Annotated in this window: 18 protein-coding genes; 6 read left to right on the forward strand and 12 right to left on the reverse strand. The window is 45.8% G+C overall.

From position 1 onward, the window contains the following. Positions 1–159: 159 nt before the first annotated feature. Positions 160–1,413 (reverse strand): uracil-xanthine permease family protein, encoded by a 1,254-nt coding sequence (locus AK965_RS11455; RefSeq protein ID WP_099079737.1) that lies wholly within the window; start codon positions 1,411–1,413, stop codon positions 160–162. 234 nt (positions 1,414–1,647) lie between these two features. On the opposite strand from AK965_RS11455, the gene AK965_RS11460 reads away from it, so the two are divergent. After that, positions 1,648–2,934, forward strand: coding sequence for a DUF2066 domain-containing protein (locus AK965_RS11460; protein WP_099079809.1), 1,287 nt, complete (start codon positions 1,648–1,650; stop codon positions 2,932–2,934). Between the two features lie 242 nt (positions 2,935–3,176). On the opposite strand, the gene AK965_RS11465 is transcribed toward AK965_RS11460, so the two are convergent. Genes AK965_RS11465 through AK965_RS11480 form a run of 4 tightly spaced genes read right to left on the reverse strand, consistent with a single transcriptional unit; the run spans position 3,177 to position 6,029 of the window. Next, positions 3,177–3,617, reverse strand: a complete 441-nt coding sequence (locus tag AK965_RS11465; protein ID WP_099079738.1) for a DUF2069 domain-containing protein — start codon at positions 3,615–3,617, stop codon at positions 3,177–3,179. Between the two features lie 20 nt (positions 3,618–3,637). Further along, complete coding sequence (gene wrbA, locus AK965_RS11470) at positions 3,638–4,210, reverse strand: NAD(P)H:quinone oxidoreductase (protein WP_099079739.1); 573 nt, start codon at positions 4,208–4,210, stop codon at positions 3,638–3,640. Next, positions 4,211–4,561, reverse strand: coding sequence for an arsenate reductase (glutaredoxin) (gene arsC, locus AK965_RS11475; protein ID WP_099079740.1), 351 nt, complete (start codon positions 4,559–4,561; stop codon positions 4,211–4,213). 16 nt (positions 4,562–4,577) lie between these two features. Then, positions 4,578–6,029: a M48 family metallopeptidase gene (locus AK965_RS11480; RefSeq protein ID WP_099079741.1), complete on the reverse strand. Its 1,452-nt coding sequence runs from the start codon at positions 6,027–6,029 to the stop codon at positions 4,578–4,580. 277 nt (positions 6,030–6,306) lie between these two features. Here AK965_RS11480 and AK965_RS11485 point away from each other — a divergent pair, with 277 nt between their 5' ends. Together AK965_RS11485 and AK965_RS11490 are read left to right on the forward strand one after the other, a co-directional pair. After that, positions 6,307–6,543, forward strand: coding sequence for a sulfurtransferase TusA family protein (locus AK965_RS11485; RefSeq protein ID WP_172438135.1), 237 nt, complete (start codon positions 6,307–6,309; stop codon positions 6,541–6,543). Position 6,544: 1 nt separating this feature from the next. Beyond that, positions 6,545–7,615, forward strand: a complete 1,071-nt coding sequence (locus AK965_RS11490; RefSeq protein ID WP_099079743.1) for an AI-2E family transporter — start codon at positions 6,545–6,547, stop codon at positions 7,613–7,615. A gap of 69 nt (positions 7,616–7,684) precedes the next feature. Here AK965_RS11490 and bcp read toward each other — a convergent pair whose 3' ends face one another. Together bcp and AK965_RS11500 are read right to left on the reverse strand one after the other, a co-directional pair. After that, positions 7,685–8,155, reverse strand: a complete 471-nt coding sequence (gene bcp, locus AK965_RS11495) for a thioredoxin-dependent thiol peroxidase (RefSeq protein WP_099079744.1) — start codon at positions 8,153–8,155, stop codon at positions 7,685–7,687. Between the two features lie 15 nt (positions 8,156–8,170). Beyond that, complete coding sequence (locus AK965_RS11500) at positions 8,171–8,713, reverse strand: glycine cleavage system protein R (RefSeq protein WP_099079745.1); 543 nt, start codon at positions 8,711–8,713, stop codon at positions 8,171–8,173. 409 nt (positions 8,714–9,122) lie between these two features. Between AK965_RS11500 and dapA the strand changes: the two genes are divergently transcribed. After that, on the forward strand, positions 9,123–10,001 hold the full coding sequence (dapA, locus tag AK965_RS11505; protein WP_099079746.1) for a 4-hydroxy-tetrahydrodipicolinate synthase: 879 nt from the start codon (positions 9,123–9,125) through the stop codon (positions 9,999–10,001). Positions 10,002–10,066: 65 nt separating this feature from the next. Next, a complete protein-coding gene (gene bamC, locus AK965_RS11510) occupies positions 10,067–11,089 on the forward strand; it encodes an outer membrane protein assembly factor BamC (protein ID WP_099079747.1) in 1,023 nt (340 codons plus the stop codon). 149 nt (positions 11,090–11,238) lie between these two features. Here bamC and AK965_RS11515 read toward each other — a convergent pair whose 3' ends face one another. The 4 genes from AK965_RS11515 to AK965_RS11530 are packed head-to-tail and all read right to left on the reverse strand — an operon-like array spanning position 11,239 to position 13,687. Continuing rightward, on the reverse strand, positions 11,239–11,451 hold the full coding sequence (locus tag AK965_RS11515; protein ID WP_099079748.1) for a DUF2897 family protein: 213 nt from the start codon (positions 11,449–11,451) through the stop codon (positions 11,239–11,241). Next, a complete protein-coding gene (locus AK965_RS11520; protein ID WP_099079749.1) occupies positions 11,445–12,146 on the reverse strand; it encodes a M15 family metallopeptidase in 702 nt (233 codons plus the stop codon). Before AK965_RS11520 ends, AK965_RS11515 begins: the two co-directional genes overlap by 7 nt. Before the next feature lie 35 nt (positions 12,147–12,181). Beyond that, positions 12,182–13,318 carry a succinyl-diaminopimelate desuccinylase gene (gene dapE / locus AK965_RS11525; protein WP_099079750.1) on the reverse strand — a complete coding sequence of 379 codons (1,137 nt, stop codon included), beginning with the start codon at positions 13,316–13,318 and terminating at the stop codon, positions 12,182–12,184. An 18-nt stretch (positions 13,319–13,336) separates the two neighbouring features. Beyond that, positions 13,337–13,687: an ArsC family reductase gene (locus tag AK965_RS11530; protein ID WP_099079751.1), complete on the reverse strand. Its 351-nt coding sequence runs from the start codon at positions 13,685–13,687 to the stop codon at positions 13,337–13,339. A gap of 301 nt (positions 13,688–13,988) precedes the next feature. Between AK965_RS11530 and AK965_RS11540 the strand changes: the two genes are divergently transcribed. Beyond that, positions 13,989–14,276 carry a helix-turn-helix domain-containing protein gene (locus tag AK965_RS11540; protein WP_005445349.1) on the forward strand — a complete coding sequence of 96 codons (288 nt, stop codon included), beginning with the start codon at positions 13,989–13,991 and terminating at the stop codon, positions 14,274–14,276. Positions 14,277–14,313: 37 nt separating this feature from the next. Here the strand turns inward: AK965_RS11540 and AK965_RS11545 are convergent, their stop codons facing one another. Next, positions 14,314–14,646, reverse strand: coding sequence for a DUF4156 domain-containing protein (locus AK965_RS11545; protein WP_099079752.1), 333 nt, complete (start codon positions 14,644–14,646; stop codon positions 14,314–14,316).

The raw sequence follows: 14,646 nt of genomic DNA on the forward strand, positions 1-14,646 counted from the left end.
GGCTTGGTTTTCACCAAGCTTTTTTGTATTTGTTCGTTTCGAATGGAGAGAGCACCGTTTTATGACCAATCACAGTAAGTAATCAGAGTTATCGAGTGTTATAACAAGCTAGAATGATCAGCTATTTACTGCGATTGGTATAATTACAGCGCAGACGAATTACTTCGCGTTCTCTTCTTCCATTTGAGCATTATCGACCACGTGGTTTTCACCTAGGTCGTGTGGCAATACTAGGTTAAGAATAATTGCCACGATACCACATAAACTGATGCCTTGTAGGCTGAAGTCACCGATACCAAATGCCATGCCACCGATACCGAACACAAGTGTCACTGCAACAATCACAAGGTTGCGGGACTTGTGCAGATCAACGTTGTTTTTGATCAGCGTGTTTAGACCCACGGTTGCGATAGAGCCGAACAGCAGAATCATGATGCCGCCCATTACAGGCACAGGGATCGTTTGCAGCATTGCGCCTAACTTCCCTACGAAAGCAAGCACGATTGCCGTGATCGCTGCCCACGTCATGATCGCAGGGTTGAATGCTTTGGTTAGCATTACTGCACCCGTTACTTCACTGTAAGTTGTGTTTGGTGGCGCGCCAACCATAGAAGCGGCAATAGTCGCAACCCCGTCACCTGCAATTGTGCGATGCAGGCCTGGTTTCTTCAGGTAGTTTTTACCCGTTACGTTTGAGATAGCCAACATGTCGCCAACGTGCTCAACCGCTGGTGCGATAGCCACTGGGATCATGAACAAGATAGCGTTGATGTTGAACTCTGGTGCTGTGAAATTAGGCATTGCTAGCCATGCAGCTTGAGCGACAGGAGTAAAATCCACTACGCCGTACATGAGTGATACAGCGTAACCCGCTAAGATGCCGCCCACAATAGGAACCAGCTTAAGGAAGCCTTTTGCAAATACACTCAGCGTGATGGTTGTTAGGAGTGAGATGGCTGAAATCATAATGGCAGCATCACCATTCACAAGTTGAATCGCACCGTCACCAGATTTACCTACAGCCATGTTGACTGCCGTAGGCGCTAAGCCTAGGCCGATAACCATGATCACAGGGCCTACAACGACAGGTGGTAGGATTTTGTGAATAAAGCCTACACCGCGCACTTTAATCATTGCGCCAAGGCCAACGTAAACCAGACCTGCAGTCATTAAGCCGCCCATCGTCGCACCAATACCCCAAGTTTGGATACCGAACATGATTGGAGCAATAAAAGCAAAAGAAGATGCTAGAAAAATTGGAACTGAACGTTTTGTAATCAGTTGGAAAAGAAGAGTACCGACACCAGCGCCAAAAAGAGCAACGTTTGGATCAAGGCCAGTAAGAAGTGGCACTAGTACGAGAGCACCAAAAGCGACAAAGAGCATTTGAGCGCCTTGTAACGCATTATTCATAATAATTCCCTATTCAAAGATACGCAGACAAATCCGGCGAATATTAGCATTCTGCAAACGTTTGCAGTATTGCCTAGATCAAACTTTTGTATGGAGTGATAAGAAAGATGAATGTTTTGTTGCCTCAATGGGCGTCAACTTGGTCGGATCCGGATAATTCACTCCGTACTTTTCTTGCTCAGAAATTGATAGTTGCTTATCATGCGGGTTCTTGTTTAGAGGATTATGAAAACTATGCGCTATTTAGCTCTCTTACTGATAGGTTGGTTGTCCCTGCCTGCTTACGCTCTTACTCAGGTAGATGTCTACCGCGCAGAAGTCGTGATAGACAGTAATCAGAAAGATGGTGAGTCTTTAGCTCGTCAACAAGGTATGCAAGATGTAATAGTACGCGCGACAGGCACTGACGCTTCTCTTAGCAATCCAGTCATTCAGAAGGCGCTTGGTTCCAGCTCTCGCTATATTTCTCAACTTGGTTACGGTCAGGTTGACGGTCAAAACGGTCTGAAAATGCTATTTAATAGCGGGCAGATCCGTTCATTATTGACCCAAGCACAGCTGCCATTTTGGTCACCAAACCGTGCTAACATTTTGGTGTGGTTGGTCGAAGAGCAAGGCTACGATCGTGCAATTACTTGGGAGCACTCTGATTCTCAGAGTGCTGTGGCACTACGTAATGCTGCCCAAGTGCGTGGTTTACCCCTTACTATCCCAGTGGGTGACTTTGACGACGTTACGGGGGTGAATGTCTCTGATATTTGGGGTGGGTTTATTGATCCTATCCGTCAAGCGAGCGTTCGTTATCCTGCTGATGCCGTGCTAATTGTACGAGTACAAGGGGACAAGATTCGTTGGACACTTTACGATCAATCACCAGTGCAACTGTCTGAATCGCAACCCACTCCACGTAGCGGTTCTACGTCGGGCAGCGGTGCTATCGCAGCAATGGTTGGTGACATCGCAGATTACTACGCGAAGAAGAGTGCGGTGGTCGTGTCGAGCAAATCTTCAGAATCGATTGACGTGAAAGTACTTAATATTGCTTCAGCGGTGGATTTTTTCGGTTTAGAGAAAGCGTTAACTAAGCTGAATTCTGTGGCAGGCACAGAAATCAAACGTGTACAAGGTAATGAGGTGACATTGACGATCCATCTGCTTGCGTCACAACAAGCGTTTGAGCAAGAAGCATCTTCGATTTCGCAACTGATGGTATTTGAAGATCCGTTAGGTGGTTTCTATGAACAGGCTGTTCCTGTTCAGCTTCCTGTCGAGTCTGTGGAGCCAATACAATTGCCAATTGAAACGTCGGCAGATAAGGTAGCGAGTGTGGTTGAACAAGGTGCGGCTGCTGAAGACGTACAACTTTCAGTACCTGCTCAACCTATCAATATTGAGTCAGTGCCAGAACAATACGATCTGATTTACCAATGGAAAGCACTTGTTCGTTCTAAAGTCACACCAGAACCAGAGTCAGAACTTGCCCCAACACTTGAGACAGATACTGTGTCAAACCTCGGTTGAGGTCTACCCTGAATAAAAAAGAGTCGCAGCGAGCGACTCTTTTTTTGTGTGGAATTTGGCTCAGGTTATAGCAATCACAGTAAATATCCTCAGCTCGGGATAATCTAAGCCACTCAGCACAGCGCTTTTAGCGCCTAACGTCGTTAAAATGACCGCAATAGGACTAGCTATTGACTTGCTATTTTGCCTCGTTATCGAGCATCTACCAAACTAGAATGAACCAATATTTATTACGATTGGCACTATTTATTAAATTTGGCCTTTTCGTCTTTTTCTACTTGAGACAGGCGTTTGAGCCTCAAACCTAACTCTTTTCCGCGTGCACGAGCAAACAGTATATTACCAACGAAGCCAAGCGACGTGAGCACGAGTTCAACCACGGCCAGCCAACGCTCACCATCATCGACGTAAAGAATGGTCAATGCATGGAGGAAGTAGAGCATTAATACAAAATTTGCCCAAGCATGGGTGTAAGGTTTACCCGCTAAAATCCCCGGAAGAGGCAGCAATAAAGGAATACACCAAGCGATGGCTAAGGTTGTGCTGCTTAAGTGCGGATGAGGAGAGAGCGCAAGTTGCCAAATGGCGACCCAAGCTAACAGCGCTAGGTTACTAACTAGAGCCATGTAGCGATAGGCTTGAGTTTGTTTACTAAGAGGTGGTTGGTCGATAGAGTCAGTCATCGATTTACTTATCCTTGATCTTACTGGCGGCCAGTCAGCTTTTGTGCTGTGGTCGCCAGTCGTTTTCCTAATTGTTGTGCAAGGCGAATCTCTTCTGCCGTCAGGCTGGGGTCTTGTCCTACGCTGCTTGCGCCATAAGGTGTCCCACCGGATTGCGTTGAATGCAGATCTGGCTGTGAATAGGGAATGCCTAATACCATCATGCCGTGATGCAGCAGCGGGGTCATCATGCTTTGTTGCGTTGTTTCTTGGCCGCCGTGCATTGAGGATGATGAGGTAAACACACAAGCCGGTTTGTCGATTAGGTCACCATTTACCCACAGGGGGGTGGTTTGATCCCAAAAATGTTTTAACGGCGCCGCCATGTTGCCAAACCAAACTGGGCTACCAAGTGCAAGGCCGTCGCACTTTTTCAATTCGTCTAGAGTAACAATTGGGTCTGAAGGGGAGTGTGAGTGAGGTGACAATTCTTCAACGGTACGCAAAATAGCTTCGCAATGAGGAGTCGATTCGACTCCTCGTGCTATCTGTCTTGCCAGCTGTTTTGTTGAGCCGTGGCGGCTAAAGTACAAAATGAGGATCTGGCAATCCATTTATAGGATATCCAACACTTGCTCAGGTGGGCGGCCAATTTTTGCTTTGCCGTTAGCCACCACAACAGGACGCTCAAACAATTTTGGGTTTTGTGCCATTGCTTCGAACAGTTGCGCATCCGTTACTGACGCTTCACCAAGTGCAAGTTCTTTGTAGATGTCTTCTTTGGTACGCATCATATCGCGCACTGAAGAGAAACCGAGTTGCGCGTAAAGTACTTTTAGTTGCTCAACATTCAGCGGCGTATCAAGGTATTTAACCACTTCCGGTGTAACACCATTCTGTTCTAGTAGTTCAAGGGTTTGACGGCTCTTTGAGCAACGAGGATTGTGATAAATCACGACTGACATGGTTTTCTCCATTTCGTTATTGTAATGCCATGAATCGATCTCTTTGGATCATTAGTTGGTCGATACGAGCATCGTATCGAGCTTGTTCTAAGCTGCCCAGTTCGGCAATTTTACTTGCTTCACTATAATATTGAATTGCTTTATTCCAGTTTGCTTGCAATGCCAAAATTTCAGCACGTGCAGCTAGCTCTTCATCATTGTGTCCTAACGCTTGGTTACTTTTCGATAATAAGAACCAACCGTTAGTGTCTTCAGGGTTATCGTGGGTATAACGTTGCAGAACGCGAATAGCCTTTTCATTCTTATTGGCTTCAATGAGTGCATTCGCGTAGTTGATGGTAAGAACCGCATTTTGCGGGTTACGCTTGAGCGCTTTATTTAGCATGTCTAACGCTTTTTGTGGCTGTTTCTTCTCGATGTATAGGTCGCTCATGGCATCAAGATAGAACGGGTTGCCGGGATCGTGCTTTAGCAGTTTATTCAATATGGGTTCTGCTTGATCGAGACGTTTATTATCGAGATGAACCAGTGCGCGTCCATAGTCAAACGATGGCATGATCTCTGACGAGGCTTTTTTCTGGGTACGCTCAAACCACCCCAAAGCGGCTTGACCATCTATGTTGGCATAACGGGCAACAATGCGAGCTCGGGTTAGGTGATAATCAATCGAAGGAATGACCCGCATCGGAGGGTAAGCTTGAGCGCGCTGTCGGGTATCGGTAATCCGGTCCTCTGGCAGAGGGTGCGTCAGCAACATCGGTGGTGGTTTGCTTGCATAGCGGTATTGGTCGGCTAGGCGTCCAAAAAAGCGTGGCATGGCTTGCGCCTCAAAACCCGCTTTTGCGAGTGTTGCAATACCAAAGCGATCGGCTTCTTTTTCGTTTGAACGAGTGTAGTTGATTTGGCTCTGCATGTTGCCCGCCGTGGTGGCGGTAATGGCGGCCATGCCTGCTTGTGGTGAGGCAATGGAAAGTAACAGAGCGCCTGCCAAAGCTGCCATTGTTGCTGGAGAGCGGCGAGCCTGTTCTTCCATGCTTCGCGCTAGGTGTCTCTGTGTTACGTGTGCGATTTCGTGGGCAACCACGGAGGCGAGTTCGCTTTCAGTGCGAGCATGCAGGAATAGACCTGAGTGCAGCGCAACATAACCACCAAAGAAGGCAAATGCGTTAATATTTCTGTCACGGATCATGAAGAAATGGAATGGCGTTTTTACGTCATTCGCATTGGCGACCAAACGGTGACCGAGAGAATCAATATACGCATTGATCACTGGATCGTTAACAATAGGACTGCTGGCTCTGAGCATACGCATATAGGCATCGCCGTAGAGCAACTCTTGGTCTATTGTCAAAGTGCTACCTGCAGCCGTGCCAATATCAGGAAGCTCTAGAGTATTAGCATAAGTTGTTGGGGTGCTAAGTGCAGCAGCAAGGCAGATACAAACTAGCGAGCGAGTGCGTTTTAACATACGGTGCAAAGGTTCTCCAAAATACCGAAGCACGGGGAGAAGAGAGCGCCTCTTCCTTCCATTATCATGCTTTATGATCATCCCAATGAGATGAATATGCTAGCAATAAGACCAACAATAAACGAATTGGTTTCGTAAATAGTGATACCAAAGGTTTTGAATTATGACCTGTAAAGCGTTATTTCTGTACTTAAATCGTACGAGAAACGCTAGCACCAACTCAAAAAGCCGTTACAATACCACCCTATCATAAGTGCAGAGCAATACAATGGAATCCATGTTACTTGATTTGCGCGAGCAACGCTGCCCAATGGCACTGTTACTTGCTAAACGTCACGCTGCTGATGTGTTTCAGGGAGAAACTCAGCAGTATCAACAGCTTGTTATTCAAGTCGTGGACAGCAGCTCTAAACGAGACATTGTGAAGTATTTGTCTACTCAAGGGTATATCGTAGATTGTCAATCTACATTGGAACACTTTACTCTGACTGTATTGAATAAGGAATCATCATAAGATGCTAGAGATGGTAAGTCGTTGGTATAAGCGACGCTTTTCAGACCCACACGCAGTGAGCCTCGTTGCGATCTTGCTGTTCGGCTTTATCACTATTTACTTCTTTGGCCATTTGATTGCACCATTATTGGTTGCGATCGTACTGGCGTACTTACTGGAATGGCCTGTGGCTCAAATGTTCCGTTTAGGCGTTCCTCGTACTTTCTCTGTGATTACCGTTATTCTGATTTTCATCGGCTTGATGCTGATAGCCGTGTTTGGATTAGTACCAACTATCTGGACTCAGGTGGGCAACTTAATCAACGATATTCCGAATATGTATTCAGGGTTGCAAAAATACATCGCAACCTTGCCACAGCGTTACCCTGAATTGGCGAACCTGCAGATTGTAGAAACGGTCGTTACCAATGCGAAAAACCAGGCGATAGGCTTGGGTGAAAGTGTCGTAAAAGGCTCGTTGGCATCGCTGGTGAGTTTGGCAACGCTGGCGGTTTACTTAATTCTAGTGCCTTTATTGGTATTTTTCTTACTCAAAGACAAAGAAGAAATGCTCAGTATGGCAAGCGGCATTCTGCCGAAAAACCGGAAACTAGCAAATAAAGTGTGGCACGAGATGAATGAGCAAATCTCGAATTACATTCGCGGTAAGGTGCTAGAGATTCTTATCGTTGGTGGTGTGAGTTACGTGACGTTTGCAGTGCTCGATCTGCGTTATTCAGCGTTGCTTGCCGTTGCTGTCGGTTTGTCTGTTCTTATTCCATACATTGGTGCGGCAGCGGTTACAGTACCTGTCGCGATTGTGGGTTTATTTCAATGGGGCCTATCACCACAGTTCTACTGGCTGCTGGTGGCTTACGGGATCATTCAGGCACTAGATGGTAACGTGTTGGTTCCGGTGTTGTTCTCTGAAGCGGTAAACCTTCACCCTGTGGCGATTATCGTTGCGGTATTGGTGTTTGGTGGGTTATGGGGATTTTGGGGCGTCTTTTTCGCTATCCCACTAGCAACGTTGGTGAAAGCCGTATGGAATGCACTACCTAGTTCGGAAGAGAGTAAACCGATACAAGAGTGATCTGCATAACCGCCCCAATAAAAAGCCCAGCGATTGCTGGGCTTTTTTGATGTTTGTATAAGATGATGGTTACGCGTTTTCTTTCAGGTAGCTCACAACCACGTCGTGATGGTCTTTAGTTTTGAATTTGTTGAACACGTGCTCAATTACACCTTCTTCGTTGATCAGAAAGCTGATGCGGTGAAGGCCGTCGTAGACTTTACCCATAAATTTCTTCTCGCCCCACACGCCGAATTGCTCCGCTACCGTGTGGTCTTCGTCGGAAAGTAGGGTGAAGTTAAGTTCATCACGCTCAATGAATTTACCAAGACGTTTTACTGGATCGATACTGACGCCCAATACCACAACGTTGTGGGCATCGAGTTCCGCTTTAACGTCACGTAGACCTTTTGCTTGAGTTGTACAGCCCGGCGTCATCGCTTTCGGGTAGAAGTAAAACAGGACTTTTTTACCTTTAAAATCACTGAGAGATACGGTATTGCCATCTTGGTCGAGCAAAGAGAAGGCTGGTGCTGGCGTGCCTGCTGTCAGCGTGTTCATTATTATTTCCTTTATTTATTGTGTGTTTTTAATGAAATTGAGTGAACCTTGTACATTGAGTGACTGGCAAAGTTCATCGAAGTCCTCTTGTAATTGCATGAGGTTGCAATCTGCGCTGACAGAAGCAGTAATCGCAATGTGGAATTGATCCGCATCGAGCTGAACTTTTGATTTACTGATGGTTTGTGCGCTGAGGGAGTCGAGGCCAATCTGTTTATCGGCAAAAAATTGGGTGAACTTCTCGGTTAACCCCATGCGATCCTCTGACTCAATGAAAACTTCAATGGTGTAGCTATTATCGATGAACTCGTGCGTAGAGGTTCGCTTCATTATTGTGATCAAGTCATGTTCTTGCCCAAGCAGTGGCAATTGAGTTTCGACTCGAGTGACGTTACTTGCATTACCAGTGAGTAACATGATTAGGGTAAATTCATTCCCAAAGATAGCAATACGGCTATCGATAATATTACAGCCAGCTTGTGTGACGAGCTTAACCACTTGGTTACAAATGCCCGGACGATCCGTTCCAACCGCTGTAATTACCAGATGTTGCTTCATAAATCAGCTTCTTGTCCTTTTTTCGATAGACAGATGTTAGCACAGATATCGTCGAGAAATATCGAGTCAGTTCTTTTTTTAAGCTAGTGGAAATACTCGGTTGATGAAATGGGTATCTTGGTTGTAAGGCGGGGAAACAAATTCACTCGACGCTGACTTAGACAAGATAGTGAGAGAGTATATTCCGCGCCTTATTGTACTAGGGAAGTAAAGTGATAATGTGGCTTTCCTAGTGACGGCACGATTATCAGAGTTGCTGCGAATCAAACCAAATTGAGTAATTAAGTTGCTAGACCTCTAACAACTGATAATTATTCATTCATTTGTACTTTGTAAGCGAGCGTTCGCTCTTGTGTTTTTCAATCGCATTACAGTACCATGCATAAAGAGTAAAATGAGGGAGATAAACATGTTTTCAGGAAGTATCGTAGCGCTGATTACACCATTTAAGCCAGATGGTGAGGTGGACCTCGAAGGTCTACAAAAGCTGGTTGAATACCATATTGAAGCAGGTACAGACGGTATTGTGGCAGTTGGCACGACTGGTGAGTCTGCGACCCTGACCGTTGAAGAGCATGTAAAGGTCGTTAATAAAATCGTTGAATTTACCGGCGGTCGTATCCCAGTGATTGCGGGTACGGGGGCAAATGCAACCCACGAAGCAGTGACATTTAGCAAATTACTTGCAGATTCTGGTATCGCTGGTTATCTGAGTGTGACGCCTTACTACAACAAGCCAACACAAGAAGGTTTGTTCCAACACTACAAAGCAATTGCAGAAGCGAGTGATGTACCTCTCATTTTGTACAATGTACCAGGCCGTACAGCCGTTGATCTGTTGCCAGAGACAGTGGCACGCTTGTCAAAGCTTGATAATATTGTGGCGCTTAAAGATGCAACGGGTGATTTGAGCCGAGTTGCACTTCATCGTGAACTTTGTGGCGAAGATTTTATCTTACTAAGTGGCGATGATGCGAGTTGCCTAGAGTTTGTTAAACTTGGCGGCCATGGCGTTATCTCGGTGACCAATAATATCGCAGCGAAAGATATGGCTGATATGTTCCATTTGGCAAGTGAAGGTAAGTACGAAGAAGCAGAAATCATAAATCAACGTTTGATGACTCTGCACAAAAATTTATTCGTAGAATCAAGCCCTATACCTGTAAAATGGGCGGCTCAAAAACTTGGTTTGATTGAAGATGGTGGTCTGCGCCTTCCTTTGACCCCTCTTTCTGAAAAAGCGCAGCTGATCGTGGAACAGGCGCTAACAGACGCCGGTATTTATTAAGATTGAGTGACTAGGATTGAAGTTCATGCTGAGGGTAATAAGCCCTCAGTGTTTTAGGAGTATAAATGAAGCTTTCAAGCCAGTTAGTGTTAAGCTCACTAGCTGTATTCGTATTGACTGCCTGCTCAGGTGGTGCCAACCAACGTCGTCAAGCAAAGGATGATTTCGAGTATCTGAACACCCCAGCTTTGGATGAGTGGAGTGTACCAGTAGATGCGCAACCGCAGTTCTACCCAAATTATCAGATCCCTCAAGGGAATTATGTGGGTGGTGTTGGTAAATCGGTTGATATTCGTCCTCCACAGCAAGTGTTAGAGTTGATCCCAGGAGCTCGTCTTGAGCGCAGTGATAATGGTGAGGTAACACTTTGGCTGCTGCGAAAAGACGAGTTAGATAAAGTGTGGCAAACCGTGCAAGATATGGTTGCCGAAAATAAGATCCCGGTTGAAAACCAAACAGATTTTCGCATTGAGACGGGGTGGGTGACGTGGAACTCTCCGGATGAAGATGTGGAAATTGGTAGCCGATACGAAATCACGCGAGCAGATGCGGCGAATGGTCGCCATGGTTTTAAAGTCAGCTTGATTGACTGGCGTGAGGGTAACCAAGAGAAAGAAGTAACACATACTAACCGTGAGCGTTACAACGTGTTTATGACGAACTTGGTAACGGCGCGTTACGATCAGCACGTTCGTGAAGAGGCACAACGTAAAGCTCAAGAACTTGTTAAGCACATTCCAATTACCATGGGTAAAGATCGCAGCGGTCTGCCAGTGATTATTGCTCGTGCGCAATACAATGTATTATGGCAGCGTGTGCCTGATATTTTGCCGAAGCTTGGTTTTGATATTGAAGAGCGCAGCCAGTCACAAGGTACGGTTACGGCTCGATATGCTTCGCCAGATGATGAGTTCTGGAATGAAATTGGTGTTAAACCGATTGATTTAAGCCCGGGTAAATACATCTTCCTACTTGGTGATTTAGGTAACCGAACTTCAATCAACATTACGGATTCTTCTGGTAAGCCAGTAGAGGCAGAGTTCTTGAAGTCACTAACACCAGTATTGGCAGCGGTTGTGGAAGAGTGATCGAGTCGTTTTAACAGCAACAAACGGCTAGAAATATTGATATAAAAGGGACCAACCGGTCCTTTTTAATTATTCAACTTGGTGGAATTATACCTAAGTAACCTCAAAGTGCTTGGTTCAGCGAGAATGACTTGGCTTACTCAACGGCATTAACGAGATTTGTCCTTTTTCTCGTCTGTTTGGTCATCGTGACCATAGCGTTCTTTATCGAGCTTATTCAGTTTGTCTAAGTCGTTTTTTCGACTTTTGTCCATTTGACCTAACTTCATGTTCGCGGTGTATTTCAGCGCGGCAATATTACCAAAGACCACACTCAACACCACGATGATGATCACCCAAGGGTTGGTAAGCAGTTCTAACATAGTGCCTCCGACGATGTGATATTGTGAATAAATCGAGCTATGATCTTATCCAAATTATTCATGATGACTTCAATCCCTGCAATGGGGTCGATCTGATTCTGCTGGATTAACTGATTTTTCAGTAGATCTGACGTCATACCTGTTAAGCATTGCTGTGCTACTGTTTTATGGCTGATGTGCCAAGGCTCAATAGCGACGCCCCCCAAATCTTGCTGGTAGGGGAAGTAGAAGCCAAACCGCTCTAGATTTGCTGCTAACCATTGATAAAAAGTGAGCTGGTGGCCTTCCAAGAACTCCCAGGGTTCCAGTTGTAACGTGGTGTTTGGTGGCAACAAGTTACGAGCATAAACATCAAAATCACAGCCCCAATGATGTCGGCTGCCACCGGGTAGGGCAGACCAGCGAAGAATTGCCATCAGCTTTTCTTCATCACTGAGTTCCGCCTTGTTTAAAGGCTGGGAATTGGAATCTAGGATCGTTAACTCACCAGCAAACTTACCGTTCCAGATGCTTTTTTGACGGTTGAAGTCGCGAAAGCCGCTGGCAATTTCCATCTTAAAACCGGCTTTGGTTGCAGCTTCAATCATTTTGAGCAAATCATCCACTACTTCTGGGTGCAGCAAAAATGCCTTTTGGCCCACCAGTATGGATGTAAGGTGAGAATCTGTTGTTCCGGTAAGTTGCGCTGGTGTCATGGTGTTCTCGTTAATTGTGTCACTTCATTGCTTAGCTACTTTGCGAGCAAGTGCTTGAGCGTTTTCTCATACATGTCAGTCAACTTCTCTAGATCGTCAACTCTCACGCACTCGTTCACTTTGTGAATCGTGGCATTCACGGGACCAAGTTCAACGACTTGGCCGCCCATGCGCGCGATAAAACGACCGTCCGAAGTGCCGCCAGTGGTGAGCAGTGCTGGTTTGGTGTAGTTCACTTCATCGACGGCGGCAACCACCGCATCAAGTAGTGCGCCAGTGTCGGTTAGGAATGGGTCGCCATTGAATGTCCATTTTAGATCGTAGTTCAAGTCATGTTTGTTCAAGGTATCAGTCACGCGTTGAACAATCACTTCGTTGTTCAGTTCGGTGCTAAAGCGTAGGTTGAACTGAACGTTAAACTCACCTGGGATCACGTTAGATGCGCCCGTACCAGCCGAAACGTTCGGGATCTGGAAGCTTGTTGGTGGGAAGTAATCATTACCTTGATCCCACTCTGTTGTCGCGAGTTCATGAATTGCCATCAGAGATTGGTGAACAGGGTTGTTTGCTAGGTGAGGGTAGGCTACGTGGCCTTGTGTTCCATTGACAGTAAGATCGCCAGTGATAGACCCTCGGCGACCATTTTTTACCACATCACCCACGATTTCTGTACTAGAAGGTTCGCCAACGATACACATGTCGATGTTCTCACCACGTTCCATCAGAGTTTCAACCACTCGAACCGTACCGTTGATGAAAGGGCCTTCTTCATCTGATGTGATCAAAAAACCGATAGAGCCCTTGTGGTCTGGGTTTTCTGTTATAAAGCGTTCCACAGCCACAACCATGCAAGCCAATGAGCCTTTCATGTCTGCTGCGCCGCGCCCATGAAGGTAACCATCGATAATGGTTGGTTCGAATGGCGGTGTACCCCACTGTTCTAATTTGCCCGCAGGGACTACGTCAGTGTGGCCTGCGAAAGCGAACAATGGTGCTTCTGTACCACGGCGAGCCCAGAAGTTTGTGGTGTCTTCGAATACCATGACCTCGATTTCAAAACCAAGCGCTTTTAGGCGTTCGATCATTACATCCTGACAGCCTGCATCTTCAGGCGTTACGGACTGGCGGCTGATCAGGTCTTTAGCAAGTGCCAATACTGGACTGTCTGTCATCCTTGAGTATTCCTTACATTAAGAGTTAAAAATGGTCGCGTATTGGTCTGCTTTGAAACCGATATGGAGTTGGTCTGCCACTTTCAAGATAGGGCGCTTAATCATTGCTGGGTTTTCTACCAAAAGCGCAATTGCGTTTTCTTGGTTAAGTGTATTTTTTTGTTCTTGAGTCAGTTGACGGTAAGTTGTGCCACGTTTGTTTAGAACTTGTTCCCAACCTAAAGTGTTGCAGAACGCCGTCACCATTGCGGCATCGACACCTTGTTTGCGGTAGTCGTGAAAATCAAATGCTAGATCTTGTGCTTCTAGCCATTTTTTGGCTTTTTTAATCGTGTCGCAGTTTGGGATGCCGAACATGGTGATCGTCATATTATTTCCTTTCTCTGAATTCTTCATACATAGATGGCTGTTATGTGTCGCCACTTTTGCATGATTTTGGGCTGTTGCAGCATCCTACCAAGAAGCAACCAAACAGACAAAATCAAGCGGTGAATAATGCTGTCTTATATAGTGCAGAATGAATAGATTTTGTTCAAACCCTCGTCGTTAAGCAAGGTGTCGAATAAAAATGCGGCTTTAAAGGGGATGGAAAAGTCGAGTTATTGATCAAACGCAACATCTCCCTGAGCAAAAAGGAAATAATGAATCGGCACAATTTTAGGAGGTTTAAATGGAATTGAGTCCTGTTTTTGCAAGGCGGCTATATTTGGCCTTGTTGGTGGAAAACCTAGAAAGACCAAATGTACCAAAATTGATCGAAAGAACGGGGTGGCCTCGTCGTACTATTCAAGATGTACTCAAGGCATTACCGGGGATCGGCATCGAACTTATCTTCGTTCAAGATGGCCGACGTCATAATGATGGCTATTACCAGCTTTCAGATTGGGGGCCTTTTGATAGTCAATGGGTTCTTGAGCGGGAAGGTGATATCGCTAGCAGTCTTGGATTTCGTGCGTAAGCCAGCAATTGCTGGCTTTTTTACTTTTTAGATAGGTTTATTGGCAGCGGTAGGCGGTGCCTAGCACGCTAAATGAAGTGACAAAATCTTGCGGTGAGAGCATAAACACAGTATCGGCTTGAATGGATGCCGCATTGTTTTTCAAATCGTTCATCGCACCTTGCATCATGGCGTCATTGGTAAAAAATAGGTAGCTGTACCAATGACCCTCACTGCCAGTGATCTCGCCTAAATACTCGCATTGTTTAGGATTAAACTGGCTGTCGATGCGAATCTCAACGTCTTGGCTTTGCTCATAAGGCTGGTTTTTTGGGGTGCTGCAGCCAAGAAGCGTTAAAATGATACCCCCAATCATAACAGTACGAAACAC

Origin of the sequence: Vibrio sp. PID17_43 (assembly GCF_002608565.1) — a bacterium.
Classification (GTDB): Bacteria; Pseudomonadota; Gammaproteobacteria; order Enterobacterales; family Vibrionaceae; genus Vibrio.